Genomic DNA, 26,323 nt, shown 5'->3' with positions numbered 1-26,323 from the left:
AGGGCAAGTACGCGGACAACCTCGACGGCTGGATCCGCGAGGCCCGCGCCGTCATGGCCAAGCACGACATCCCCGGCAGCTACGACGGCATCAAGCGCAACATCATCCGCGAATCCGCAGGCGACCCCGACGCCGTCAACGACTGGGACATCAACGCCCAGAAGGGCATCCCCTCCAAGGGACTCCTCCAGGTCATCCAGCCCACCTTCGACCAGTACCACGTCAAGGGCACCCCCGACGACCTCACCGACCCCGTCGCCAACATCGTCGCCGCCTGCAACTACGCCGCCGACCGCTACGGCAGCATGGACAACGTCGACTCCGCCTACTGACAACACCCCCCACACACACGCCCACACGCCCACACGCCCACACGCCCACAGGCACACCGGCACCACACCAGCACCACCGCCACACCCCCAGGGAGCGGGCGGGAGGAACCCCCTCCCACCCGCTCCCTCGCATATCCGCTCGTCTGTTCTGTGGAGTATCCGGCCGGGCGCGGGAAGTTCAGGTATGGATGGCCAGCTTGAACTGCGCGTGCACCAGGTCCCGGGACCTGGAGTCGTTGTGGGCGACGCGGATGGCCAGCGGGACGTCCGGGTGCACGAAGAGCTCGTGGTGCTTGGTGAAGCACTGCATGCCGGGGGAGGGGCGCCGATGGTCCGTCGCCGTGGTGTCCACCGGGTCGTCGGTGAGGCCGAGCGGATCGCGTACGACTTGGTCGCGCAGTTCGCTGTAGTCGCCGGGCTCCCACTGGATCATGACGGTGACCACCCCCCATCCGTCGACCGCGGGCCAGATCAGTCCGGATCGGTCGTCGGCGCGCCAGTCGGAGACGTCGTAGCCGTCCGGCTGACGCACCTGGTGCATGCCCTCGGCGTCGTAGGACTCGCCTCCGCCGAACGGGAAGCGCACCACGTGGTAGGCGCTGTCGGAGGCGACTCTCTGGTTCTCGTTCAGGATCAGCGAGCACACGGGTATGGGCATCGGCTCTTTCCCTTCTGGCTCCTGGGGTCCGCCTGCGGCCGAGTGCGGCCCCGGCGTCCAGGCAAGGATGCGCCGTCACCGTGCGCGTGACGACGGTTTCACCGTGTCGCCGTCGAACCGTTGCAGACCGCCTGCGGCTTCCGCTGCGCGCCGTCCGGCCGCCGCGACACCGGTGCCGTCCGTGCCCGCTCTACACTGAGGTGCTCTGCGGGCCCAGGCTGCCCGGAGCGAGGGGACACGGCGCGGACGGGAGGAGAGCGGTGGCACCCGAGGCAGACGGTGGGCAGGACCCCTCCGCCGAGTTGCTGACGCAGGCGGCCACCGCCTTCGGCCTGTTGGCTTCGCCGTCCAGGGTGCACATCGTCTGGGCGCTGTCCCAGGGCGAGTGCGATGTCACGCACCTCGCCGAACGGGTGGGCGGGACGCTGCCCGCCGTCAGCCAGCACCTGGCCAAGCTGAAGCTGGCCGGGCTGGTGCGTTCGCGGCGGGAAGGGCGACGGCAGGTGTATCTGGTCGACGACCCGGCCGTCGTCACCGTGGTGCACGAGATGGTCCGGCAGTTGGCCCTCGGCCGCGGTGCGCCGGTGAACGGACTGCGGTCACATGAATTCGGTGCCTGAGGCCCCGGGACCCGCCCACCGCACGGAGGACGTGGCGCCCGCGCAGCCGGGCGGCGGCACGGCGCTCGCGGCGCACGCTCCGCTCACGGCACTGCGGCTCCTGGAGACGGGGCCGCGCGGGCTCACCGAGGCGGAAGCCGAGGAGCGCTTGGCGCGCCACGGAGAGAACACGCCACCGGTCCGGCGCACCCCCTCGCTGGCGGGGCGCCTCGTCCAGCGGGTCCGTGAACCCTTCACCGCCGTCCTTCTGCTGCTGGGGCTGGTCTCGGCCGCGATCGGTTCGGTGGGAACCGCGTGCGTGATCCTGGCCCTGGTGACGGTCAGTTGCGTCCTGCGTGCCGGTGGGGAACTGCGGGCCGACCGCTCGGTCGCCGGGCTGCGCGCGCTCGTCGCCGGAACCGTCACCGTGCTGCGCCGCCGTGACCCGCACGCAGCCCGCCCGGACGAAAGGGAACTCCCGGCCGCCGACCTGGTGCCCGGGGACGTCATCCGGCTCGGCCCCGGCGACCTCGTGCCCGCGGACGTGCTTCTGCTGAGCTCCACCGGCCTGGTCGTGGGGCAGGCGCAGCTGACCGGGGAGTCGGGTCCGCTCGGCAAGCACCAGGCGTCCGCCGGAAGCGGCGGAGCCGGCGTGGGAGAACCCGGTGCCGGGCTCTCCGTGCCGGATCCGGCCACCGGCACCGCCCTCTTCGACGAGCCGCACCTGTGCTTCCAAGGCAGCACCGTGCTTGCGGGGGGAGGGCGCGCGGTCGTGCTCGCCACCGGCGGGGAGACGAGGCTGGCCGCCGGTCATCAGCACACCCGTCCGCGGCAGAGCGCCTTCGACCGGGCGCTGCAGGGCACCGCCTGGATCCTGGTGCGGTTCATGCTGCTGACGCCCCCGGTCGTGCTGGCGGCGGACGCGGCGGTCAGCGGCCGGGGTGTGGCGATCCTGCCGTTCGCCATCGCGGTCGCCGTCAGCCTCACTCCCGAGATGCTCCCGGTCGTGGTCACCGCAGTGCTCGCCCGCGGCGCCGCCTCGCTCGCCCGCGAGCGCGAGGTGATCGTCCGCCGGCTGCCCGCGCTGCACGACCTGGGCGCCATGGACGTGCTGTGCCTGGACAAGACGGGCACGCTCACCCAGGACCGCCCGGTCCTCGACCGTACGGTGAATCCGGGCGGTGCGCCGGACGCCGAGGTGCTGCGCTGGGCCGCCCGCAACGCGCTGTGGACGCTCCAGCTCGCCGAGACCCCGGTCGTCGACACCCTGGACGACGCCATCCTGCACGCCGCCACCGAGCGGTACGGCCCCTCATGCCTCGAGGACGAGTACGAGGGAGTGGCGGTGCTGCCGTTCGACCCGGTCCGGCGGCTGTCGACCGCCGTGCTCCGCGCGTCCGACCGCCCGGGAACGCACCTCCTCGTCGTCAAGGGTGCCGTCGAGGCCGTACTGGAGCGGTGCGTGCTGGCGGAGGCCGAACGCGAGGAACTGCGCAGGACGGCGGCGCGCTACGCCGCCGACGGCCTGCGGCTGCTGGCCGTGGCCACCGCCGAGCGCCCCTCCCGCGCGGGCCCGTGCCCGTACAGCTCCGCGGACGAACGCGGGCTCTCCCTCCGCGGGCTGGTCGCCCTGCGCGACGCGCTCGCCCCCGATGCCCCCGAGGCGCTGCGGGGCCTGCGGGACCAGGGGGTCGACGTCAAGATCCTCACCGGCGACCACCCCGGCACGGCGGCCCGCGTCTGCCGGGAACTCGGCCTGCAACCCGGTGCGGAGGGCGTGCTGACGGCCGACCGCATCGACCGGCTGGCGGACCGGGAGCTCGCCGAGGCGGTCGGGCGCGTCACCGTCTTCGCCCGGTGCACTCCGCGGCACAAGGCCCGGGTGGTCGCGGCCCTGCGTGCGGCCGGGCACACCACCGGCTTCCTCGGCGACGGGGTGAACGACCTCGCGGCGCTGCGGTCCGCCGATGTGGGACTGTGCCCGCGCGATGCGGTGCCCACCGCCCGGGAGAGTGCCGACGTGGTGCTGGGCGAGCGGCCGTTCGCCGCGGTGGAGCCCGCCGTCACCGCGGGGCGGCACAGCAGCGTCACGCTCACCTCCTATCTGCGGGTGGCGCTCTCCTCCAACCTCGGCAACGCCGTGGCGATGCTCGCCGCGGCGCTGCTGTTCCCGTTCGTCCCGATGCTTCCCGCCCAGGTCCTCGTCCAGAATCTGTTCTTCGACGCCGCACAGCTCGCCTTCGCCTTCGACCGCCGGGGGCCGGCCGAACTGCGCCGGCCCGCCGCGCTGCGCCCCGGCGAGCTCCTCCGGTTCATCACCGGCTTCGGTCTGCTGAACGCCGCCGCTGACCTGGCCACCTTCGGAGTGCTGGCCTGGACCGTGGCCGGGGCGGCGACCGAGGCGGGTCAGGGGCTCTTCCACGCCGGGTGGTTCACCGAGAACCTGCTGACCCAGGCGATGGTGATGGTGTTGTTGCGCAGCGGCCGCGGGATGGCGCGGCAGCGGCGGCCCGGTCCCGTACCGCTGGCTGCCGCCTTGCTCGCGGCCGTCGGCATCGTGCTGCCGCTCACCCCGCTGGGGCCTGCGCTGGGCATGGTCACCGCGCTGACTGCTGCGTCGTACGCGCTGCTCGCCCTGATCCTCGCGCTGTACGGAGCCGCGCTGGTCGCCGCCCGACGGCGCGGTGTCCGCACTCCCGGATAGCGCGCCCGCGCCTTCCCGGGACCGGCGCCGCCGGAGGGCTCAGCCCGTGCCGTCGGCCCGCTCCGGCCGGGCGGGCGGCGCCCGGCCCGGTCGGCGCCAGGGGAGTCCGAGGCGGTGGAGGACCAGCGCCGGCCCGCCTGCTCCGTAGGCCGTGCACAGTGCGCCTTCTTCGAGCAGTTCCCTCCGCTCCCGCGCACGCAGGTTCTCTGCCTCTTCGAACGTCTTGCTGCCCGTCGGCCGCAGTCCGTCCTGTGTGCGGCAGGTCTGCCCGGGACGCAGCCGCGTCTGCGGGAGTTCTTCGCCGTGCTCGTCCAGGACCGTGCCCGCACATCTGGGGGTCTGCGAGGAAGGCAGGGCTCCGGCCGACTGGAACAGCCCCAGCAGACCGGTAGGAAGAGCACCACCAGCCACCGTGCGGCCTTCGTGGTGCCGTCTGCGGGCCCTCCTGGTCTCGGCTCACGGAACAGCATGCGGCCGCAGCGTAGTACGCGGCGGGTGTCCGAGTTCCGGGCCTGTCCGAAGCCCTTGCCGACCGGGAGCGGCCCGGCCGGCGCGGAGCGACGCCGGTTCCGGAGCGCGGCCGTGCCGACGGGGACGGCTCAGCCGTAGGAGAGGTCGGTGCAGGGGTCGTCGGCGGCCGAGCGGCCGGTGTCCTCCGCGGGTCCCCGACCGGTTCCGGCATCCGGGGCGGCGGTGTCGCGCGACGACGGGGGCCGGTAGTCGGCGCCCAGCGTCACGCGCAACCCGGGCAGGTCGCCGGCTTCCAGGCGGGCGCCGGGGAAGAGCCGGGCGAGCTGCGCGGCGTCCGACCGGGCGCCGGGGCCGTAGGTGAGCACCGTGGTCGTGCGGTCGCGCTCCGCCGCGTTGCCGACGCCGGTCACGGTGAAGTGGTGGGCGCGCAGCTCCGCCGAGGCGGCGGCCGCCAGCCCGCGGGTGGTGGTGCCGTTGCGGACGGAGACGCTGATACCGGTACCGGAGACCGGTTTCCGGGGCGCCGGGGCCGACGGGCTCCGCGCGCCGGGCTCGCGGGACGCCTCGGGGGCACCGCTTCGCTTCCGGGGCCGGTCGGCCCTCAGGTCGGCCCACAGCCTTTCCGCCTGGGGGTGGCGGACGGCGACGCGGTTGCCCTGGTAGCGCCAGGGGACGGTGACGAACTCGGTGTTCTCCAGGTCGATGTCCTTGAGGGGCATCGCGAAGTCCACCATTTTCCTGGCCGTCCCCAGGCCCTCGTCCACGGTCAGGGACTCGGTGGCGGCGTCGGCGAGTGGCAGCAGCGTCGTGGGAGCGAACCCCTTCTCCTTGATCTTCTTGACCAGTGAGCCGACGAACGCCTGCTGGCGTTTGATCCGGCCGATGTCGGAGCCGTCGCCTATGCCGTGCCGGATGCGGACGTAGTCCAGGGCCCGCTGCCCGGACACGGTCTGCTCGCCCGCCCGGAAGACGCGTGCGCCGCGGGAGCCCCGGTTGGGGTTCAGATCGCCTTGGTAGAGGTCTTTGGGCACGCACACCGGCACTCCGCCGACCGCCTCGGTCATCGCGGAGAACCCCTGGAAGTCGACGACGACGGTGTGGTCCACGCGCAGCCCGGTCAGCTTCTCGACCGTGTTCTGGGTGCAGGCCGGGTTGCCCTCGCGGCTTCCTCCGACGGAGAACGCCGCGTTGAACATGGTGTTGTGCCGGGCCGCTGTCCAACTGCCGTCGGGCAGCTTGCACGGGGGGATCTCCACCAGCGTGTCCCGGGGGAAGGAGACGGCCACCGCGTGCGCGCTGTCCCGGAAGACGTGCAGCAGGAACGCGGTGTCGGAGCGCCCCGTGTCGTCCTTGCGGCCCCCGCCCAGCCGGTCGTTCCCGCCGGTGCGCGCGTCCGAGCCGATCACCAGGACGTTCTGGCCGCCGGCGCCGGCGGCCGGGCGGTCCCTGCTCAGCCCGTCCGAACCGAACGTGGAGATGTTGCTGTTCAACCGCAGGAGGAACCATCCGGTTCCGGCGGCGGCCAGCACCAGCAGCGAGAGCGTCAGCAGCCCTGCCGTCCGGGCCCTGCCGGCGGTGCGCCGCCGCCGGCGGTTCCTCCGGTCTCCGTCGCGGTTCGGGGAAGTCCCCGCGTTGCGGTCCGACATGCGCGCTCCTCGTCCGTGCGGCTCCTGTGACAGAGAAGACGGCCGCACCGCCCTCAGGGTTGTACAGTTGCGCAATGTAGCAAGTGATGAAGGAGAGGTGGGCGAATGTTTCTGCGCAACGGTCTGGAGCCGTGGCACCTGGTGGTCGTCGCGCTCGTGGCGATGCTCGTCTTCGGGTCCAAACGGCTGCCGGACGCCGCGCGTTCACTCGGCACGTCCCTGCGGATCCTCAAGAGCGAGGCACGGGCCCTCAAGCAGGAGTCCGCGCCGTACCCGCCGCGCGGGCCCGGGGACTCCGAACCTCCGGCCGCATGACGCCGCTCCGGAGGTGTCCCCGGGGATCCCGGGAAGATCCCTGGCCGCTCCGCGGAGCCACCGCGGGCGGTCGTGCGGAAACTCCCGTCCGGTGGGCGGAGGGAGTTTCGGCCCCTCGCGCCGCCGGGGCCGGTGTGTCAGGAGCGCGCGGGGCCCGTGTGCCGCCCGGCGCGGGTGCGGCGGCGGTAATAGTGCACGGTCACCGCTGCCAGCAGCGGCCCCCAGGCGATCATCGGCACGTAGCACAGGTCGAGAAGCCACTTGCCCCAGCGCGCGATGTCCATCTCCGCGTGCGCGGTCGTCCAGAGGAGCAGTACGCCGTAGACGCTGCAGGCCGTGGCGCCGAACGCCGCGGGCCCGACCGCGGCCCACACCGGCACCGGCCGCCCGCCGAGGAAGGGCAGCCACCGGGGCCACACCTCTCCCCAGGGCCGCACCAGCCCGAGGGTCAGCCAGGCGAGCCCTTCCTGGAGCAGTGACAGCAGCGGCAGGGCGAGCAGGCCCCACCCCGGCACCAGCATCGCGTCGTACTCGGCCTGTCCGAGCCCCAGTGGCACGCCCAGCACGACGGCCACTCGCCACAGGCCGGACGGGAGCGCGACCCACACCACGGCGGCCGCGGCGCGGCGCGCCCACGCCGGGACGCCCGGCACCGTGCCGACCGGGCCGCCCGCGCGCGGGTTCCGCTCGTGCGCCGTGCGGGAAGCGGTAGGGGGACGTTCAGTGGGCATCGCGATCCTCCTGGATCCGGGTGCCCGGGTTCCTGGACGGGTTCCGGGCCGACCCCGCCGATGCTTCCGGGTCTCCCGTCCCCCGGAGTCCGGCCGCAGGACGAACTCCCGCCCGTTCCGCAGCCGTACGGGCCCTCCCGTCGATCAGACCGCGGAGGGACGGCCCGGTACGGCCAGGGACGGATGCCGGTGCGCTCCCGCCCGCTGACATGCGCTCCTGCGGGCCTCTGCGCCGGCGGAACCCGTCCGGCCGGGTCAGTCGGCGCGTGGTCCGGCCGCGGAGGCGTCGCCGCGCCGCCGTCCTGTGCCGTGCGCGGGAGGGCTTCCCGGGTGAGCGGGGCAGCAGCCGGGCCTTCGCTTCCGGGCGGCTTCCGGTCCTCCGGTTCCATCGCGGTTCTGCTCCTGGCCCAACCGCGGTGCACGGCGCTGCGCGTGGTCCCCGGTTCGGCCGGACGGGGTGCCGCACGGCACGGCTCCGCCCGGTGCTCCGGGCGGAGGTGCCGGCGCCGGCCCGGCCGCGCTACGGCCGGGGCCAGGGGCGGCCGTCCAGGCGTTCGATGTCGGTGTTGAAGCGTTTGAGGTAGGCGGCGAAGGCGGCGATGTCCTCGTCGTCCCAGTCGGCCATGATCCGGTCCAGGCTGCGCACGGTTCCCTCGCGCTCCTCGTCCAGCCGCTGCTCGCCCTCGGCGGTGGTGCGGAACTTGCGGGCCATGCCGCCGTCCGGGTCGGGGATGCGCTCCAGGAGCCCGGCGCGCACGGCGGCCGCGGTCTGCCGGTTGAGGGTGGAGGCGTCGAGGCCGAAGGCGTCGCAGAGCTGGCCGATGGACATCGGCCCCTGCATCCGGATCCGGCTGAGCAGGATGTAGGCGCTGCGCTCGAGCGTGCTGTCCTTGCGCCGCCCCTTGGACTTGTGCAGGTGGAGATAGCGGCTGAGCAGCATCTGCTCGTACTCCACCTGGCGCGTGGCCTCGTCCATGTGCCTCCTTCGGGGGCCGCGCGCCGGGCGGTCGAGCGTGCCTCCAGTGGTCCTGTGTATCACGCAGGGTGCACGGCACATGCGATATGGCTCATGCACATCATATGTATGATGCACAATCATTGCCGCCGTTCCGGAGCGGTGGAACCCGAACCCGCAGAGGAGTCCCGTCATGGACGGTCCCGAGCCGACCTCCCGCACTGGCGGCGTCGTCGCCACGCTCGCGCTGGCCGGCACCGTCGCCGCGGTCATGCAGACCCTGGTGACCCCGCTCATCGCCGAACTGCCGCGGATCCTGCACACCACGCCCGGCGACGCGGCATGGGTGATCACCGTCACGCTGCTGGTCGCGGGCGTGTGCGTGCCGGTCTCCGGCCGCCTCGGCGACCTCGTCGGCAAGCGCCGGATGCTGCTGGTCTGCGTCGTTCCGCTCGTGGTCGGCTCGGTGGTGTGCGCCCTCTCCTCCTCCGTGGTCCCGATGATCGTCGGCCGGGGACTGCAGGGCATGGGCATGGGCATGGTCCCGCTGGGAATCGCGCTGCTGCGCGACGTGGTGCCGGCCGGGAAACTCAGCGGCTCCATCGCCCTGGTCAGCGCCTCCATGGGGATCGGCGGCGCCATCGGACTGCCGGTCGCCGCAGCGGTGGCCGAGTACGCCGACTGGCGGGCCCTGTTCTGGGGCTCGGCCGGGCTCGCGCTGCTGATCGGAACGCTGATCTGGTTCCTCGTCCCGGACGTCCCGGCCGGTGCCGAGGGGCAGCGCTTCGACGTGCCCGGCGCAGTCGGTCTCGCCGTCGGCCTGGTCTGCCTGCTGCTGACGATCTCCAAGGGCGCGGACTGGGGCTGGAGTTCGGTTACCACGCTCGGCCTGTTCGCCGTCGCCGCAGCGGCCCTCGCGGCTTGGGGGGCCTGGGAGCTGCGTACCCGTGACCCCCTGATCGACCTGCGCACCACCGCCCGGCCGCGAGTGCTGCTCACCAACGTCGCCTCGGTCCTGGTCGGTGTCGGCATGTACGCCTTCATGCTGATCGCGCCGCAGCTCCTGCAGTTCCCCGAGATCACCGGATACGGCCTGGGGCAGTCGATGCTGGCCACCGGATTGTGGATGGCACCGGGCGGCGTGATGATGATGATCGTCTCGCCGCTCGGCGGGAAGCTGATCAACGCACGCGGTCCGAAGCCCGCCCTCGTCTGCGGTGCCCTGGTGATCTCCGCCGGGTACGGACTGTCCCTGGCCCTGATGGGCTCCGCCTGGGGGCTGATGGTCGTCGGCATCGTGATCAACAGCGGGGTCGGCCTCGCCTACGGTGCCATGCCCGCCCTCATCATGAGTTCGGTGCCGCTGTCCGAGACGGCGGCCGCCAACGGGTTCAACACGCTCATGCGCTCGCTCGGCACCACCATCGGCTCGGCCGTGATCGGTGTGGTGCTCGCGCAGTTGACCATCACCCTGGGCGGCCACCAACTCGCCTCGGAGACCGGCTTCCGTACCGGTCTGCTGATCGGCTGCGGAGTCGCCCTCGTCGCCGCGGTGGTCGCCGCGGTCATCCCGGCGGTACGTGCGGCAGGCGGTGCGGAGGAAGGCGAGCAGACCTCGAAGGGCCAGGTCCCGGCGCCTGCTTGAGCCGGAAGCGCGGTGCGCCCTCCCGCACGGGGCGCACCGCGCCGCCGCGGGCAGCCCGCATCCCGCTCCCGCATCCCGCTCCCGCATCCCGCTCCCGCATCCCGCTCCCGCATCCTGCTCCCGCTCCCGCATCCCGCCCCCGCATCCCGCCCCCGCTCCCTGCCTCGGCCCCGGTCCGGGCCCGGCGGAGTGATGGACTTGCCCCATGACGACCCTGCCGCACCGGATCCTGGGCGCGCTGGACCGCTTCAACGCGGCACACCCCTGGGACCACAACGCGCACTATCACCGCTGGATCCTGCGCCGGCTCCCCCGGCGCTTCGACCGCGCCCTGGACGTCGGTTCCGGCAGCGGCGACCTGGCCAGGCTGCTGGCGACGCGGGCACAGGAGGTGCACGCGGTCGACGCCGACCCGGTGCTCACCGCCCGGGCAGTAGCGGCCACCCCCGCCGCGGCTCCGGTCGTCTTCACGGTCGCGGACGCACCCGCCGGGCTCCCCGACGGCCCCTACGACGTCCTCACCTGCGTGGCGGTCCTCCACCACCTGCCGCTCGACGAGGCACTCCTCGCATTCCGCCGCCGACTGGCGCCGGGTGGCACCCTCGTGGTCGTCGGCTGCGCCCGGGCGCGGAGCGTCGGCGACCACGCGCTGGGCGCGGCCGCGGTTCCGCTGAACGCCGCCGTCGGCTGGTACCGCACCAGGGGGCGCGCGGCGCAGCGCCCGCTCTCGATGACCGCCGCGACCCGCCCGCCGGAGCGGGACTTCGCCGACATCGCCCGGGAGGCCCGCCGTATCCTGCCCGGCGTGCGCCTGCGCCGTCGTCTCTTCTGGCGCTACACCCTCGTCTGGCGTGCGGAGCCGTGAGCGCGACGCGTCGCGGCGGGTGCGGTGACTGGCGCGAGGGATCGGCGCCGCGGGGGACCCGGCGCCGGGCACACCGCCGTCCGGTGACCCGGAGGCCGCGCCGGTCGGAGTCCGGGCCGCCGCCTCCTCCAAACGCGCCCGGCGTCGCCGTGTCACCAGCCGCCGAGCGGCTGGAATCGCACACCCCGGTGCGGGCTCGTACCGGACGGATCGGCGCCGGGTCACCCTCCACAAGACAGGCGTTCGGCGCGGCCCTCGCGGGCGGTTGTGCCCGATTCCGCCACCCACCGGCTACCCGCCCGGCTGCCCACCGGCCCGGGGCGACGGACACGAGCGGTCCGGCTTCCCGCCGCGCGCTGTGACCGGCGTGGACGAGCGAACGAACATGTTTGTGACGAACTTGTCCGTGACGAACATGTTCGTTAGTCTGCAGGAGTGACCGCACAGCACTCCGCCGCGTCCCGCAGCCGCCGGGAGCGGCCCGCCAAGCCCGCTCTGAGCAGAGAGGGCATCGTCGCCACCGCTGTCGCACTGATGCGCGCCGAAGGTCTGCAGCGCGTGACGATGCGACGGCTGGCGCGGGAGCTCGACACCGGGCCCGCCTCGTTGTACGTCTACGTCCGCAACACCGCCGCACTGCACGCGGCCGTACTGGACGGGCTGCTGGGCGAGGTCGACCTCGATCCCGCCGTCCCCGACGGTGACTGGCAGGAGCGTGCCGTGGCCGTTCTCGGCTCCTGCACACGCGTCCTCTTCGCGCATCCGCAGCTCGCCCGCGCCGCGCTCGCCGTCCAGCCGTCGGGGCCGCACTACCTCGCCCTGCTGGAGACTCTGCTGAAGCTGCTCCACGAGGGCGGCGTCCCGGACGACCGGGCAGCCTGGGGAGTCGATGTCCTGCTGCAGACCGCCACCGCCACAGCAGCCGAGCAGGCCACCCGGGACGAAGCCGGGAGAGCCGGGGCCGAGACGCGTTCGGAGGCGGCCGGGACCGCCCTGGCCGACATCTCGGCCGCCACCCATCCGCGGCTCGCCGCTGTCGGTGCGGAGCTGTTCACCGGCACCCCCGAGGAGCGGCTCGGGTGGGCCTTCCGCGTCCTGCTGGACGGTATCCGCCACACCCCCCGCGCCTGACTCCGGCCGCGGGCCCTGCCCTTGCGTGCAGGCCGCTGTCACGAAGGTCGCTGCCGCGCAGGCCCATACCGCCCGGCTACCGCCCACGTCCTTACCACCCAGTGAGGTGACCCCATGCCCCTGCACCACCCCGTAGCCGTCGTCGGCGCCGGTCTCGGCGGACTCGTGCTCGCCCGCGTTCTGCATGTGCACGGCATCGAGGCGGCCGTCTTCGACCTCGACGCCGCCCCGCACGCCCGCGCGCAGGGCGGCATGCTCGACATCCACGAGGAGAACGGCCAGGTCGCCCTGGAAGCAGCAGGTCTGACCGCCGGGTTCCGCCGCATCATCCACCCCGGCGGCCAGGAAGTGCGCATCGTCGGCAAGGACGCGGGGCTCCGCATGGCCGAGGAGGACGACGGGACCGGCACCCGCCCCGAGGTGGACCGCGGCCGGCTGCGGGACCTGTTGCTCGGCGCGCTGCCCGCGGGCACCGTCCGCTGGAACGCCAAGGCCGACACCGTCCGCGCGCTGGGCGGCGGCCGCCACGAGGTGACGTTCGCCGACGGCGGCGTCATCACGACGGACCTGCTGGTCGGCGCCGACGGGGCCTGGTCGCGGATCCGCCGGCTGCTCTCGTCCGCCCGGCCGGCCTACACCGGCATCTCCTTCGTCGAACTCGACCTGCTCGACGCCGACGTCCGCCACCCCGCGGCGGCGGCGCTCGTGGGCGGGGGGATGTTCTTCGCGACGGAGGACGGCCGGGGCTTCCTCGGCCACCGGGAGCCCGACGGCAGCCTGCACGTCCACGTCGCCGTGCGGGCCCGCGAAACCTGGCTCGACAGCATCGACTTCACCGACACGCAGGCCGCCAAGGAATCGGTCCTGGAACACTTCGCCGACTGGCACCCGAGCCTGCGCGCGCTGCTCGCCGAGGCCGACGGGCGCCTGGTCCCGCGCCGGATCCACGCCCTGCCCGTCGGCCACAGCTGGGAGCGGGTGCCCGGCGTCACGCTCCTCGGGGACGCCGCCCATCTGATGTCCCCGTTCGCGGGCGAGGGCGCCAACCTCGCGATGCTGGACGGCGCCGAACTCGCGCAGGCCCTCGCCGCCCACCCCGGCGACCGGGAGAAGGCCCTCACCGCCTACGAGGAGGCTCTCTTCCCGCGCAGCGCGGAACGGGCCGCCGAGTCCGCAGCCGGGCTCGACCTGCTCTTCGGCCCGGACAGTCCCCGGGCTCTGGTCTCCATGATGGCCACCGGTTCCCCTGCGGCGTGCCCGCCCTGACCGCCGATAACGGGCGCGGTCCGCTGCCGGTCGACCGCATCCCGGAAGTCCTGCCGCCCGGTTCCCCGTGCCGGACCCGGCACGGGGAACCGGGCAGCCTCACCGGCCGGTTCGGATCGCTCAGACGCCCGCGACGGACTGGATCCAGGAGCGGTACCGCGTGACGTTGGTGTACGCGGTGCTCGACTGCCGGTCGCTGGTGGAGGCGACGCCGACCTGCGTGCCGTTCGCCATCATCGGGCCGCCCGAATCGCCGCCCGCCGTGATCCCGTCACCGCGCCGGGCGCAGATCGCCGAACCGTAGTAGGCGTCCTGGCAGCCGCCGGTCACCACGACGTTCGCGTACTTCAGGTAGCGGGACTGGCAGTTGATCTCCTGACCGCAGCGGGACGTGGCGCCCCAGCCGTACACCTGCACGGTCTGGCCGACCGATACCGAGCCGGGCCGGCCGAGGCGGGCGTAGGTCGCCTGGACGGACCGGTCGAGGCGGACCAGCGCCAGGTCGGCTGAAGGATGGGTGGAGACCTGGGTGCCGTTGGCGGTGGTGCCGCCGCTCGTCTGGTCCAGGCTGCCGATGCGGAACGACAACTGGCCGCCGCTGACGCAGTGCTTGGCGGTCAGGATCCAGGTGGGGGCGATGATCGTCGAGCTGCAGGTCTGTCTTCCCCCGGAGAACAACCGGGCGGCCCACGGCCCGTTCTGGGCGTATCCGCCGCCGATGATCGGCTGGGGGCCGCTGTCCTGGGTGCCGGCCGCGGACGCGGCACCGGCGGCGGCCGGGCCGGTGGGGGAGTGGTCCTGGGCCACCGCGGCGGTGCCGAGGCTGAGGGCGGCCAGCAGGGCGGCTATGAGGGTGGGGAGTATCCTGGTGATTCGCAAGGCTCCTCGTTTCCGAAGGTTCCGAAGGTTCCGAAGTTTCCGAGGGTTCCGAGACGCGCGATGTCCCGCGCGTGGCGTCCAGGGAAGTACCGGCTTCAGGTTTCCGGAATTCGAGGAGTTCGGGTAATAGCATTTTGCGGTTAGCGCCCGGTTATGGCCCGGGCCGGGACAGCGCCCCGGCCGTCCGCCGGCCACCGGCCCGGACGGGCCCCGAGCCGCGTCGGGACCGCGCCGCAGGACTCCGACCGGCCCCGCAGCAGCTCTTCGCGGGATGCGGCCGGCCGGGCGGACAGCACCCGGTGCCGGCCGGGACCTCGGCCCTCCACCGCCCGGCCGGGCGGACCGGCGAAGGGGTGCGCCGAGATCCCGGACGGCCCGCTCCGGCCGGGAGCGGCACCGGCTGTCCGGTGCCGGCCGCCGCGGTCAGCGGTTGCCCGGGCGGCTCAGGAGGACGGGCACTGCTTCCAGGCGAAGTGGTACGTCGTGTTGATGTCCCCGTCGGTCGAGTCCATCGTCATGAAACTGGTCGTGGTCGGATCGGAGCTGCCGACATCGACCCGCACCTCGGTGTTGATGTTGAAGTTGCGCTGCTCACCGCAGGGCTTCCACACCACCTGCCCCCAGTCCGTGGAGTCGGTGGCCTGCCAGTTGGCGTCCTGCGGGCCGGTGAAGGGGTGGCTCGTGGCGGCCGTGTCGGGGGAGCCCTGGAAGTAGTACGACGCCTTCTGCAGGCCGGTGGCGCCTGGCTGCAGGTAGGCGTAGCCGCGGTAGTCCGCGGAGACGATCGCGTAGGTGAACCCCTGCGGCACGTGCACGATCAGGTTGAGCTGGCAGTTCTTGCGGCGGTCGGTGGGCTTCGAGTTCGGCCCCACCTCGGCCAGGTAGTCGCTGTAGGTGACGGTGAAAGCCGTGTTGTCCTCGGCGACCGCCACCTTGGCGGTTCCTTCGCGGCAGCCGGAGCCGTTGACCGTGGCGACGTCGATGACGATCTGGTCGTCGGGCGGGTCGGCGATGGCGGAGGGTGCGCCCTGGGCGGGCTGTGCGGAGAACGCGCCGGCGGACAGCGCCGCCGCCACCGCTGCGGTCCTGAGGGATCTTCGCGACATGGGCATCCCTTGCGTCGTGTGCGGTTTCGGGGGACAGGAGGGAGCCGGGCCCCTGCGCTCCGGGTGGCTCCCTCCGACCGGTATGAAAGAGGGCGGCGCGCACCTTGGACAGGCCCGTTTTCGGACGCAGTTTCCCCTACGGTGCTTTTGCGCCAGGCGTGGGCACGCTCTCCCGCCGCGCCCGCGCTGCCGTTCACCCGCGCAGCGTGAGGGACGGGGCGTGCCCGTAGCGGCGGCGGTACCAGTCCGCGAACCGGCCCAGGTTGGAGAAGCCCCAGCGGAAGGCGATCTCCGCCACGGTGACCGGGCCGTCGGAGTCGGCTGCGAGCAGGTCCTGATGGGCCCGCTCCAGACGGATCTCGCGCAGATGGGCCAGCGGGGTCCGGCCCACGTACCGCTGGAACGCCTCCTGCAGGGCACGGGGGCTGAGCCTGGCCGCCACCGCGAGGTCCGACAGGGACAGCGGTTGGTCGCTGCGCTCCTCCATGAGCTGGATCGCCCTGCGCACGGCGGGGTGGGCGACGTTCCCGACGTGCCGCACCGGTTCCGAGGCCGGCAGCAGGCGATGGGTCGCCATCAGGGTCGCGGCAGCCGTCCGGGTGAGCTGTGCGGCGATGAGCGGGTTGGTGCGGGCCACGCCGCCCGTCATCACCTCCCGGTGCACCGCCGCGGACACCCCCGACCAACTCTCCGCCGCCGCCGCGGAGACCGGGCCGCCCAGCGCGAACCGGGCCCGGACCGGCTCCTCGTGCCCGAGCGCCTCACCCGCGGCCCGGTCCACCGCCTCCCGGGAGAGCCGGAGCGTGGTCATCCGGGCCCCGGCGCCCCAGAAGACCTTGAACCTCCGGTGCGGGTCGAGGATGTAGGTCTCCCCGGTGTCGACGAACTGCTCCTCGCGCCCCGGCGACTCCACCCGCACCCGGCCTCTGTGCACCTGGCAGATCAGCAGATACGTCGTCAGCGGCTCGGGCGCCACGAGCGTCTCCGTGCCGTAGCTCAGGGCGGAGAGCGTGACCCCGGGGAAACCGCCCTCCGCGTACCACGCGGAGAAGTCCTGCGGTTTGTTCAGAACGCGCAGTTCGTAGGGGCTGTACGCGGTGCTGATCATCTCGCGCGTCTCGTCCAGATCATCACTGCGGACCAGCGTCCGCATCCGGCTGTCATCCGCAGCGGGCGCGTTCATCCGAGCTTCCTCACTCACCGTCGCGTTATCCGGCCAGGGACCGCGCTCCGCGGCTAGCCTGCCTTTTCCACAGTGAGTAACGTTCTGCATCCCAGGAGTCAAATGCCGAACGATGCAGTGGAGTCCACACAGATCAGTATCGGCCAAGTCCTGGAGCCGTACCGCGTCCGGGGTTCGGGGGACCCGGCGCAGTACGGCAGGGCCCCGAGCCGGTTCTCCGGCTCGGGGCCCTGCTGGTCGCTGGTCGGTTCCGCCGTACCCGAACTGTCAGTCCTGCCGGGCGTCCCGCGCCGCACCTGGCGCCGCGAGACGCCGGAGTATGGAGTGCAGCAGCGCGTTGAACTCCGCGGGCTGCTCCACGTGCGGCATGTGGCCCGACTCCTCCATGATGTGCGCCTCGCCGCGCGGGGCGAGTTCGGCGAGCGTCTCGGACACCTCGGCGGGGATCTCGGCGTCGAGCCGCCCGTGGACGAAGAACGCGGGAACCTGCAACTCGCCGATCGTCTCCCGGGGGTTGTGCCGCACCGCGTCCGAGAGGATCTCGTCGATGGAATCCGAGGCGGCCAGGATCTGCTGCACCGTCCACTCTGGCAGCGCCGGGTCGGCCAGCGGGCCGTACCAGTCCACCACCCACTGGCGGACCGTCGCCGCCCGGTCCGTACGCAGCATCCTGCGCAGTTCGACGAGCAGTTCCGCCTTCCGCTCCGCCGGCCAGTAGCCGGGGCCGTCGACAGCGACCACCCCGCGCACGGACGACGGCGCCCGCCGCGCTGCCTCGAGCACGATCGCGGCTCCGGCCGAGACGCCCACCAGCACCGGACGGTCCAGCTCCAGCGCCTCCGCCAGCGCCAGGACGTCCTGCGCGTGGCCCGCGATCGTGTCACCGCCGCCCGGCCGCGCCGAGCGCCCGCATCCGCGCCAGTCCGGTACGACGACCCGGTACGCGCCGGCGAACTCCTCGGCCTGCGCGCTCCACACCTGACCGTTCGTGCCCCATCCGTGCAGCAGGATCAACGGTTGCCCGGACCCGTGGTCCTCGTGGAACAACTCGATGCGGTTGACGGTCGCGTAGGGCACAGGTCCTCCTTGCGGCGCGGCACAGGGCGCGGAGCGGAATACGTACGAGCAGGGCCCCGAGCCGGAGTGCTGCCGACTCGGGGCCTCGCTGCCCGGCGCTGAGCTCCCCCGAGCCCCCAGCCCCGTAACAGCCCAGGTCGTGGCCGCGCCTGCCCTGCGTGAGCTCGTTGCGCGAGAGCTCCACGGCACCGCACGACATGTGACGCCTGGTATGCAGAGAAGTTACGCACCGTGGGGGCCGGGTGCTAGCCGTGGAGCGCGGACCCTGGCCGGATTGCGCGCCCGGCCGGAACGCTTCCGGGCCCCCGCCGGGTCACGCCCGCGCCTCCTCGCTCCGGTCCGCCGCCGCCCCGGTGGGCTCCAGCCGGACGACCAGCGCCTTCGACGTCGGCTGGTTGCTGCCCTCGGCCACGCTGTCCAGCGGCACCAGGACGTTGGTCTCCGGGTAGTAGGCGGCCGCGCAGCCCCGGGCACTCGGATAGGGGACCACCTCGAAGTCCGCAGCGCGGCGCTCCTCGGCGTTCGCCCACACGCTGACCAGGTCCACCCGCTGCCCCGCGGTGAGCCCGAGCCCGGCCACGTCCTCCGGGTTGACGAGCACGACCTGACGGCTGCCGCGGATCCCGCGGTAGCGGTCGTCGGCCGTGTAGGGGATGGTGTTCCACTGGTCGTGGGAGCGCAGGGTCTGCAGCAGCAGATGCCCCTCGGGCGCGAGCGGCATCTGCCAGGCGTTGCGGCTGAAGAGGGCCTTTCCCGCCGAGGTGCGGAAGACACCCTCGTTGACCGGGTTGGGCAGCCTGATGCCGCCGGGGCGGATCACCCGCCGGTTGAACTCGTGCAGCCCCGGCACCACGCGGGAGATCCGTTCCCGGAGGGTGCCGTAGTCGGCCTCGAACTGCTGCCACGGAATCCCCGGGTCGTCGCCGAGGGTGGTGCGGGCGAGCCGGCAGAGAATGGCGACTTCGCTCAGCAGCAGTGTCGAGGCGGGCCGCAGCCGTCCGCGGGAGGTGTGCACCTCGCTCATGGAGTTCTCGACGGTGACGAACTGCTCGCCGCCCGACTGGACATCCCGCTCCGTGCGGCCCAGCGTCGGCAGGATGAGCGCGGTACGGCCGCAGACCGCATGGGATCTGTTGAGCTTCGTGGAGATGTGGGCGGTCAGCCGGCACCTGCGCATGGCTTCCTCGGTGACCGCGGTGTCCGGAGCGGCCCGGACGAAGTTGCCCGCGACGCCGAGGAAGAGCTTGATCCGGCCGTCCCGCATGGCCTTGATCGAGTCCACCGAGTCCAGCCCGTGCGCGCGAGGGGGCTCGAAGCCGAACTCCTGCCGCAGCGCGTCCAGGAAGGCGTCCGGCATCTGCTCCCAGATGCCCATGGTGCGGTCGCCCTGGACGTTGCTGTGTCCGCGTACCGGGCAGGCCCCCGAACCCGCTCTGCCCAGGTTCCCGCGCAGCAGCAGGAAGTTCACGATCTCCCTGATGGTCGGAACCCCGTGCTTGTGCTGAGTGACCCCCATGGCCCAGCAGACGATCACCCGCCTGCTGCGCAGCACCTCGTCCCGGACCGCTTCGATCTCCTCGCGCGCGAGTCCGGTCGCGCTACGGATGTCGTCCCAGCCGATCTCGCGCACATGCCGCGAGAAGTCCTCGAAGCCGCTGGTGTGGGAGTCGATGAAGTCCTGGTCGAGCACGGTACCGGGCGCCGCGTCCTCGGCCTCGACCAGCAGCCTGTTCAGCCCCTGGAACAGGGCCAGGTCGCCGCCGGTGCGGATCTGCAGGAAGCGGTCGGCGATCCGGATGCCCCGGCCGAGCACCCCGCTGGGCTGCTGCGGGTTCTTGAACCGCAGCAGTCCGGCTTCGGGCAGCGGGTTCACCGCGACGATGCGCGCGCCGTTGCGCTTGGCCTCCTCCAGCGCCGAGAGCTGCCGCGGATGGTTGGTCCCCGGATTCTGCCCCACCAGGAAGATGAGGTCCGCGTGGTGCAGGTCGTGCAGGGTCACGGTGCCCTTGCCGGTGCCCAGGGTCTCGTGCAGCGCGAAGCCGCTGGACTCGTGGCACATGTTGCTGCAGTCGGGCAGGTTGTTCGTCCCGAACGCTCTGGCGAAGAGCTGCAGCACGAACGCCGCCTCGTTGCTGACCCGTCCCGAGGTGTAGAACACCGCCTCGTCGGGGGAGTCCAGCGACGTCAGCTCGGCTGCGATCAGCCCCAGCGCCTCGTGCCAGCTGACCGGTTCGTAGTGGTCCGAGTCCGGCCGCTTGACCATCGGCTCGGTCAGCCGGCCCTGCTGGTTCAACCACAGGTCGGAGCGGCGGGCCAGCTCCGACACCGGGTGCCTGCGGAAGAAGTCGGCCGTGATGCGCCGCGAGGTCGCCTCGTCGTTGATGTGCTTGGCGCCGTTCTCGCAGTACTCGTTGCGGTGCCGGTGGCCGGGGGAGGGGTCGGCCCAGGCACAGCCGGGGCAGTCGACGCCGTCCACCTGGTTCATGGTCAGCAGCGTCCTCCCGGCCCGGCGGGGCGAGGTCTGCCGGAGGGAGTACTCGATCGCGTGCGCGACCGCGGGCACTCCCGCCGCCCATTCCTCGGGCGGCGTCACCGACAGCCGCTCCTCGGGCTCGTCCTCGGGTGGCTTGTGCATCAGGCTCGCCCCTCGCTTCCGCTACCGATTCCGTTCCGGATCAGCCGACCGGCCAGTGCGGTACCCGGCTGCGGGGAGGTTCCGGCTCCTCCGGCTGCACGCGACCGTCGCCGATGCTGCCGCGCCAGGCCCCGGACTCCTCCCCGACGGCCTCGATGAACTCCTTGAAGCGGCCCAGTTCGCGGCGGACCGTGCCGCGCAGGAGCCCGGACGCGGCCGCGAGGCGGTGGGCGGCTCCGGGCGAGTGCATCCGCATCCGCACCGTGACCGTGCTGCGGTCCGTCTCCGCGGGCCGGAAGCACACCTCACCGCTGTGCGCGTGCCGGCGTCCCGTGCTCCGCCAGGCCAGATACGCATCCGGCCGCTGCTCCACGATCTCCGCCTGGAACCGGCCGCGCAGCGGCCCGGCTCCGACGACCCAGCGGGTGAGGTTGGGCTTGACCTGCTCGACCTCCCGCACCGACGACATGAACCGCGGGAAGTCGGCGAACTGGGTCCACTGGTTGTAGGCGGTGTGCACCGGAACCCGGACCTCAACCGTCTCTTCGATGGCGCTCATGGCTCGCTCGTCCTCGACTGTCGCTCTCCGTCAGCAGCGGCACCCTGGACCGGACCGGACCGGACCGGACCGCCACCGCACCGCCGCCGTGACCGGAGCCGGATCGGTGTCCCGCCCTCGCCGGTCACGTGATCGAATGGGACAAATTAGCACAAGAGGCGCGTTTTACGAGGTGGCCTGCCGGTCCGCAGCGCGGCGCGCCGCGGGGCAGCGCATCGGCGCCTGCGCGGGCGTACCCAACGCAGGCCCCCGGGTGCGCGGGTCACCGTCACCGGCGCCTGGACCGCCGGCCGCGGGCGGCCGAGCGCGCGACCACCCCGACACGGCGATCCCGCGGCCGCCGGAGCCCGCCGCAGCCGGCCGGCCGCGAGGAGCCGACCGGTGCGGGTCCCTCACCCCGGGGACTCGGCCGCGTTCCCGGACGATTCGGCCACCTGCGGAGCCGCGGCACCCGGTGCGTCCGCCGGTGCCCCGGCCGGTGCCTCCGCCGCCGGGCGACCGGGGGCCGGGGTCCGGGCGACGGTGCGCCACCACGGGGCGGAGGGGACGTCCTCCGCGGTGGGCTCGAACGGTTCGCCCGGGAGGGGCAGAGCGGCCCGGGCGCCGGCCTCCTCGCACGCCGCGAGGGTGCCTTCCCCGGGCTCGTCCCACGGGTGCGGCGCGAGAGTGAAGGTCGCCCAGTGGATGGGCAGCATCACCCCGTGCGGATTCCCTCCCTGCAGGTCCAGATGGGCCCGCACACCCTCGTCCGGCGTCATGTGGATGTCGGGCCAGTACTCGCTGTACGCCCCGATCTGGATCATGGTCGCGTCGAAGGGGCCGTGCTCCGCGCCGATGTCCCGGAATCCGGGGAAGTAGCCGGTGTCGCCGCTGTGGAGGACCCGGTGCCCGGAGGGCCCCTCGGCCACCCAGGACGCCCAGAGGGTGTGCTGCCGGTTGCGCAGTCCCCGACCGCAGAAGTGCCGGGCCGGGGTCGCGGTCAGCCGCAGACCCCGGACGTGCGTCGACTCCCACCAGTCCAGCTCGCGCAGCCGGTCGCTCGGGACGCCCCAGCGCTCCAGGTGCGCGCCCACGCCGAGCGGCACAGCGAAGACCGTGTCCGTCGAGGCCAGTGCGCGGATCGTGGGCAGGTCGAGGTGGTCGTAGTGGTCGTGGGAGATGACGACCACGTCCACCGCGCCGAGCGAGGCCAGCGGCAGCGGAACGGCGTGCAGTCGCTTCGGCCCGGCGAACGAGAACGGGGAGCAGCGCCGCCCCCACACGGGGTCGAACAGCACCCGTCGGCCGTCGATCTCGGCGAGCACGCTGGAGTGACCCGCCCAGGTGAGCCGCAGCCCGGTGGCCGGCGGCCGGGCGAGGTCCTCCGCCGTGGTGGGGTGCAGGGGTATGGGCCCGGCGGGTCGGCGTCGCCTGCGCGCTTCCTTCTGGAAGTACCGTTTCGCGAAGTCGAGCCTGGATCCGGAAGGGCGGGCCCGGGGCCCCTCGGGGTTGTCGGGGTTCTGGAACACCCCGTCCGCGAAATGCGGAGAGCGGCGGATCCGCGCCATGCGCTCACCGGTGGGATCGGCTCCGAAAGCGACGGGTCGCAACGTCCGCGCCTGGGTGAGCGGCGGATTCGGGGCGTCTGAGTCGGCCACGGGACCTCCTGGGACCTTCGCTTCGTTCCGATACCGGGCTTGTGCACGGCCTGTACTTCTTGCCGGCGTCCGGCGTCCGGCGCGGCACCGTGTCCCGGCCGCCGCAGCGGCCGCGACGTGAACCGGCGGGCGCGCGCGGTGAGTGAGCCGGGCGCCACCGGCTGCTTCCCGCCCGATCCGGGCGGACCGCCACGACTGCCGGCCCGCCGCGGCGTGTGTCCCCGACAGCGCGACCTCCGCATCGCCGGGGCGGTCGCCTCCGTACGGGACACGATCGGCCGCCGGGACGACGCTGCAAGCCACCGGCGTCCGCACACCCGGAAATCCTACGACCGCTCCCGACCGTCCCGGCGGCCATGCCGTCGCGGCCATGGGTGGACACGGGGCGAGCCGTCCGCGGTGGTACCCCGTCGGGGAGGGGATGGAGGTGCTGACGGCGACCGACTCGACGGCCCAGGAGACGCCTTGCGGTCGGGAACACTCTCAGTGTCGCAGTCCGGGAAGGCGCCTGTCACCGTCCGCTGACCGTCCGCCGGAACGATCTTCGTGGTCGTCGTGCGCCCATGGAGCTCCGGGTGACGAGCACAACGCACCAGGCCGGACGGGGAGCCGCGAGTGGCGCACGACAGTGCCGTACCGGCGGAGGGATCCACCGCCACGACCGCGGCCGAGCACCGGACGTCGGCCCACGCGGACTGCGACGCCCCATCCGGCAGTTGGTGTGGCGAAGGCCGGCTGACCGCCCGGCACGGTGACCGACTCGGCGACATCACGGACGTATGCGGCTGGCCGACGGCGGAGCCGGTCGGCGAGGAGACCGCCCGCGCGGCGTGGCTGATCGCCCAGCACGCCGACCGTCGACCCGACGCGTACCCGCCACAAGGCCCCGCTCGCGGTGAGCGGGGCCCGTCGCTGCGCGGCGGCAGTGGATCAGATCGGACCGTGCCACTTGCTCTCGCAGTGGATCTTCCGGCCGCTGGAGTCGACGTGGCAGGCGCGCGAGTGGACATTGCGCGTCTTGTACCTGCTGTAGAAGTATCCGCCTGAGTTGTCCGCCCCGTTGGTCGTGCAGTCGTGGACCGGGGCCATCCGGTAGTGGTAGCCCGACCAGGTCCCGTTCGTGTAGATCTGGTAGGCGATCTCCTGCCCCGCGCAGTATCCGTCGGTCGCTTCGTCCCCGATGCCGGTCCACAGGGCGACGTAGTTGTTGGTCCGGTACATCGACAGGTGCTGGTACACGCCACTGACCGTACTGCTGGCGGAGCCCACGTAGCCGTACCCCTTGCTGCCCGGATACGTGCTCGAGGTGTACCACTCGTCGGCTGCGTTCGCCGAACCCGGTACCGCGACGATGAGGCCCGCCGCTGCGATGAGGGTCGTCAGGATCCGTCTCATGATGTCCCTTGTCGACGTGAGGTGAACAGGGCCGGCGTCAGCAGGTCACGGTCCGGTCGTATCGACCGCCGACGGTGTGCACGTACTTGCTCGTGTTGTTCCTGATGGTCATGCAGGAGGTGTCGCGCCAGTACTTCACGACGACCTTGACCCGCATCGTCTTTCCGCAGGTGTTCCGCAGATAGCCGGAGACGCCCCCGCCCGGGTCGTTGGAGACGCTGCGGTGGACGCAGGCAGGTGCCGTCCCGGTCAGAGCGGCGCCGGACGTCGCCGCCTGTGCCGGTGCCGCCCCTGCGGCGATCCCGCCCAGCACCAGCACCGTGCCCAGCGCAGCGGTCGATGTACGCTTTCGCATTTCTGCTCCTCCTTCGGTTCGACGCCAACTCTGGGCGTGCCGGGAGGCTTTCGCGACGTGATTCGGCCTGGACCGAAGAAGGGCGTACCGGGAGGATTGCGGTACACCGGCGTACCGAGCGCGTGGGGGCAGGAGCGCGAGCGTGGTCTACCGCATCCATTTCACCGTCGAGGATCTGGCGCGCACCCGGGTGGAGCGGCCTGCGCCGCTGCTGGAGTTGAGCGCCGCCATACGCACCCTGCAGAGCCGCAGCCACCCGGTGCGCTTCGGGGCGTGGCGGCGCAGCGCATGCGCCGCTTTGAGGCCCGAGGCCCGGATGGTCCTCGACCTCGTGCCGCCCGGCGGCTGGGCCCCCACGTTCCTGACCACCGCCGAGGCGGGCAGCCCCGAGGAGCTGCTGGAGCAGGTGCGCTCGACTCCCCGCTCCCGGGTGCGCGGTGACCTGGCCCATGTGGCGGAGTGGCAGGCACCACCGTCATGGGCGCGGCACCTGGCCGACGACACGGAGCTGCTGCAGCGGCTCTGCGACGGCCTGGACCATGTCTGGACCGTGCTGCTGTCCCCGTACTGGGGGCACCTCGCCGCGGCGGTCGCGGACGACCGGGCCGTGCGGATGCGACAGGTCCTCACGGGAGGAGTGGAAGCGCTCCTCACCGCGGTGGATCCGCGGCGGGTGCGCTGGAACCCGCCCGTACTGGAGTTCAGGATGGTCTCCGGGTACGACGGCGACCTCCACCTCGGGGGCCGCGGGATGCTTCTGGTCCCCTCACTCTTCGCCGACGGGCCCGCCATCGACATCGACGCCGAGCCGCAACCGGTACTGAGATACCCCCTCGGCCACTCGCAGGTGTCCGCCTCCACCCCGCTGTGCGTCCCCCCTGCGCGGCAGCCTCCGGCCGGGCAGGACCGCTCACCGGTCGACTCCCTCCTCGGCCGGACCAGGGCCGCTGTGCTGCGCGCCATCGCGGAGCACCCGGGCTGCTCCACCAAGGAACTGGCCGCGCGCAGCGGGACAGCACCACCCAGCGCCAGCGAGCACGCGACCGTGCTGCGCACGGCTGGGCTCATCCGCACCGTGCGGCACCGCAACACCGCACTCCACAGTCCCACCCCCCTCGGCACGGCACTCCTCGAACAGTCCGGCCCCGCCGCCGGTCCCGCCGGCTACTGAGAGCCGTTCTCCCGTCCGCGCACCACGGCGACCGGGCAGTGTGCGTGGTGGAGGACCGCGATGCTGACCGAGCCCAGGCGCAGTCCCGCGAAGCCTCCTTCACCTCTGCTGCCGACCACGAGCAGCCGGGCCGTCCGGCTCGCCGCGATCAGCGCCTGCCGCGGTCGTTCGCGTACGGCGCGGCGCTCGACGGCGACGTCCGGACAGCGTTCGCTCCACCCGGACAGCAACTCCGCCAGCAGGCGCTCCTCCCCGGCCTGCAGTTCTCCGGGGGCCTTCGCGTACCGCAGCGTCGGATCGGGCGGCGGCACCGGTGGCACGCTCCACTCCGACCAGGCGTGCAGAGCCACCAGGGGCCCGCCGCAGGCCGCGGCCTCGGCGAAGGCGAAAGCTGTCGCGGCCTCCGCCGGGGAGGAGCCGTCGACACCCACGACGACGGGCCCGCCGGGCGTCGGAGTCTCCCGGACCACCAGCACGGGTCCCTCGGCCCGGGTCGTCAGATGCCTGGAGACGGACCCGAGCAGGCCGCTGGTGATGCCGCTGCTCCCGCTGCTGCCGACGACGGTCATCAGCGCCTCCCGGGACAGTTCCGCGAGCACCGGCCGCGGATCCCCCTTCGCCAGGGTGGTGCGGACATCGATGTCCGGCGCGACGGACCGGGCCCGCGCCTCGGACTCGGAGAGCACGTGCTCGCCGCTCTCCCGCAGCGCCCGCCGACCGGCTTCGTCCAGCGCGGTGGCGATTCCGGGAGGCGGTACCCAGTCGACGGAGTGCACGATCCGCAGCCGTGTGCCGCGGCACGCGGCCTCCCGGGCGGCGTGCTCCACCGCGACCGCGGCCGGAGGCGAACCGTCCGTTCCGACTACTGTCTGCGGCAATCGCACGGGAAAGCACCGCCCTGGCTCCGGGACGACATCACGTTCGCTTCCTCGCACGGTCCCGCACCGGCCGGAGCCCGGCAACCGGAAGCAGCGCCCACCCGGTGGCCCGCAACCCCCCCTCGGCGGC

Annotated in this window: 24 protein-coding genes; 9 read left to right on the top strand and 15 right to left on the bottom strand. The window is 73.0% G+C overall.

What is annotated here, in order from left to right:
- The coding region (locus BMX65_RS17815) for a transglycosylase SLT domain-containing protein (RefSeq protein WP_162637678.1) at positions 1-332 on the top strand (332 nt) is incomplete at its 5' end.
- A gap of 178 nt (positions 333-510) precedes the next feature.
- On the opposite strand, the gene BMX65_RS17810 is transcribed toward BMX65_RS17815, so the two are convergent.
- Positions 511-990 (bottom strand): hypothetical protein, encoded by a 480-nt coding sequence (locus BMX65_RS17810; RefSeq protein ID WP_075001296.1) that lies wholly within the window; start codon positions 988-990, stop codon positions 511-513.
- Positions 991-1,250: 260 nt separating this feature from the next.
- Between BMX65_RS17810 and BMX65_RS17805 the strand changes: the two genes are divergently transcribed.
- Together BMX65_RS17805 and mgtA are read left to right on the top strand one after the other, a co-directional pair.
- Positions 1,251-1,610 (top strand): ArsR/SmtB family transcription factor, encoded by a 360-nt coding sequence (locus tag BMX65_RS17805; protein WP_075001295.1) that lies wholly within the window; start codon positions 1,251-1,253, stop codon positions 1,608-1,610.
- Positions 1,594-4,293, top strand: coding sequence for a magnesium-translocating P-type ATPase (gene mgtA, locus BMX65_RS17800; protein ID WP_075001294.1), 2,700 nt, complete (start codon positions 1,594-1,596; stop codon positions 4,291-4,293). Before BMX65_RS17805 ends, mgtA begins: the two co-directional genes overlap by 17 nt.
- Before the next feature lie 39 nt (positions 4,294-4,332).
- Here mgtA and BMX65_RS17795 read toward each other — a convergent pair whose 3' ends face one another.
- Positions 4,333-4,704, bottom strand: coding sequence for a hypothetical protein (locus tag BMX65_RS17795; RefSeq protein WP_075001293.1), 372 nt, complete (start codon positions 4,702-4,704; stop codon positions 4,333-4,335).
- Between the two features lie 188 nt (positions 4,705-4,892).
- Positions 4,893-6,410, bottom strand: a complete 1,518-nt coding sequence (locus tag BMX65_RS17790; protein WP_075001292.1) for an LCP family protein — start codon at positions 6,408-6,410, stop codon at positions 4,893-4,895.
- Positions 6,411-6,515: 105 nt separating this feature from the next.
- Here BMX65_RS17790 and tatA point away from each other — a divergent pair, with 105 nt between their 5' ends.
- The gene (gene tatA, locus BMX65_RS17785; protein ID WP_075001291.1) at positions 6,516-6,725 is read left to right on the top strand and encodes a Sec-independent protein translocase subunit TatA; all 210 of its coding nucleotides are present in this window, start codon (positions 6,516-6,518) and stop codon (positions 6,723-6,725) included.
- A gap of 137 nt (positions 6,726-6,862) precedes the next feature.
- Here the strand turns inward: tatA and BMX65_RS17780 are convergent, their stop codons facing one another.
- Positions 6,863-7,456 (bottom strand): hypothetical protein, encoded by a 594-nt coding sequence (locus BMX65_RS17780; RefSeq protein WP_239502173.1) that lies wholly within the window; start codon positions 7,454-7,456, stop codon positions 6,863-6,865.
- A 520-nt stretch (positions 7,457-7,976) separates the two neighbouring features.
- The gene (locus tag BMX65_RS17775; protein WP_075001290.1) at positions 7,977-8,432 is read right to left on the bottom strand and encodes a MarR family winged helix-turn-helix transcriptional regulator; all 456 of its coding nucleotides are present in this window, start codon (positions 8,430-8,432) and stop codon (positions 7,977-7,979) included.
- Between the two features lie 172 nt (positions 8,433-8,604).
- On the opposite strand from BMX65_RS17775, the gene BMX65_RS17770 reads away from it, so the two are divergent.
- From BMX65_RS17770 to BMX65_RS17755, 4 genes are all read left to right on the top strand, one after another.
- A complete protein-coding gene (locus BMX65_RS17770; protein ID WP_075001289.1) occupies positions 8,605-10,056 on the top strand; it encodes an MFS transporter in 1,452 nt (483 codons plus the stop codon).
- Positions 10,057-10,261: 205 nt separating this feature from the next.
- Positions 10,262-10,921: a class I SAM-dependent methyltransferase gene (locus tag BMX65_RS17765; RefSeq protein WP_075001288.1), complete on the top strand. Its 660-nt coding sequence runs from the start codon at positions 10,262-10,264 to the stop codon at positions 10,919-10,921.
- A 435-nt stretch (positions 10,922-11,356) separates the two neighbouring features.
- Entirely contained in the window at positions 11,357-12,052 is a 696-nt protein-coding gene (locus BMX65_RS17760) for a TetR/AcrR family transcriptional regulator (RefSeq protein ID WP_075001287.1), read from the top strand.
- 114 nt (positions 12,053-12,166) lie between these two features.
- Positions 12,167-13,318 carry an FAD-dependent oxidoreductase gene (locus tag BMX65_RS17755; protein ID WP_075001286.1) on the top strand — a complete coding sequence of 384 codons (1,152 nt, stop codon included), beginning with the start codon at positions 12,167-12,169 and terminating at the stop codon, positions 13,316-13,318.
- Between the two features lie 120 nt (positions 13,319-13,438).
- On the opposite strand, the gene BMX65_RS17750 is transcribed toward BMX65_RS17755, so the two are convergent.
- The 9 genes from BMX65_RS17750 to BMX65_RS17710 all read right to left on the bottom strand — a co-directional run bounded on the left by BMX65_RS17750 (position 13,439) and on the right by BMX65_RS17710 (position 24,144).
- Positions 13,439-14,197: a S1 family peptidase gene (locus BMX65_RS17750; protein WP_075001285.1), complete on the bottom strand. Its 759-nt coding sequence runs from the start codon at positions 14,195-14,197 to the stop codon at positions 13,439-13,441.
- 443 nt (positions 14,198-14,640) lie between these two features.
- Positions 14,641-15,303, bottom strand: a complete 663-nt coding sequence (locus tag BMX65_RS17745) for a DUF4360 domain-containing protein (RefSeq protein WP_107437508.1) — start codon at positions 15,301-15,303, stop codon at positions 14,641-14,643.
- Between the two features lie 193 nt (positions 15,304-15,496).
- A complete protein-coding gene (locus tag BMX65_RS17740) occupies positions 15,497-16,486 on the bottom strand; it encodes a helix-turn-helix transcriptional regulator (protein ID WP_075001283.1) in 990 nt (329 codons plus the stop codon).
- Positions 16,487-16,753: 267 nt separating this feature from the next.
- Positions 16,754-17,563, bottom strand: a complete 810-nt coding sequence (locus BMX65_RS17735) for an alpha/beta fold hydrolase (RefSeq protein ID WP_075001282.1) — start codon at positions 17,561-17,563, stop codon at positions 16,754-16,756.
- A gap of 313 nt (positions 17,564-17,876) precedes the next feature.
- Positions 17,877-20,198, bottom strand: a complete 2,322-nt coding sequence (locus tag BMX65_RS17730; RefSeq protein WP_075001281.1) for an FdhF/YdeP family oxidoreductase — start codon at positions 20,196-20,198, stop codon at positions 17,877-17,879.
- A 40-nt stretch (positions 20,199-20,238) separates the two neighbouring features.
- Positions 20,239-20,757 (bottom strand): SRPBCC family protein, encoded by a 519-nt coding sequence (locus BMX65_RS17725; RefSeq protein ID WP_075001280.1) that lies wholly within the window; start codon positions 20,755-20,757, stop codon positions 20,239-20,241.
- Between the two features lie 392 nt (positions 20,758-21,149).
- Positions 21,150-22,394, bottom strand: coding sequence for an MBL fold metallo-hydrolase (locus BMX65_RS17720; RefSeq protein WP_075001279.1), 1,245 nt, complete (start codon positions 22,392-22,394; stop codon positions 21,150-21,152).
- Positions 22,395-23,324: 930 nt separating this feature from the next.
- Positions 23,325-23,789, bottom strand: a complete 465-nt coding sequence (locus tag BMX65_RS32495; RefSeq protein ID WP_051272004.1) for a hypothetical protein — start codon at positions 23,787-23,789, stop codon at positions 23,325-23,327.
- A 37-nt stretch (positions 23,790-23,826) separates the two neighbouring features.
- Complete coding sequence (locus BMX65_RS17710; protein ID WP_075001278.1) at positions 23,827-24,144, bottom strand: hypothetical protein; 318 nt, start codon at positions 24,142-24,144, stop codon at positions 23,827-23,829.
- A 142-nt stretch (positions 24,145-24,286) separates the two neighbouring features.
- Here BMX65_RS17710 and BMX65_RS17705 point away from each other — a divergent pair, with 142 nt between their 5' ends.
- Positions 24,287-25,315, top strand: a complete 1,029-nt coding sequence (locus tag BMX65_RS17705) for a winged helix-turn-helix domain-containing protein (protein WP_075001277.1) — start codon at positions 24,287-24,289, stop codon at positions 25,313-25,315.
- Here BMX65_RS17705 and BMX65_RS17700 read toward each other — a convergent pair.
- On the bottom strand, positions 25,309-26,199 hold the full coding sequence (locus tag BMX65_RS17700; RefSeq protein WP_177214286.1) for a universal stress protein: 891 nt from the start codon (positions 26,197-26,199) through the stop codon (positions 25,309-25,311). The two genes, BMX65_RS17705 and BMX65_RS17700, sit on opposite strands and share 7 nt — an antisense overlap.
- Between the last annotated feature and the right edge of the window lie 124 nt (positions 26,200-26,323).

This window comes from Streptomyces qinglanensis (assembly GCF_900111245.1).
GTDB classification, from domain to species: domain Bacteria; phylum Actinomycetota; class Actinomycetes; order Streptomycetales; family Streptomycetaceae; genus Streptomyces; species Streptomyces qinglanensis.
This window is presented reverse-complemented; position numbering and strand designations above follow the sequence as displayed.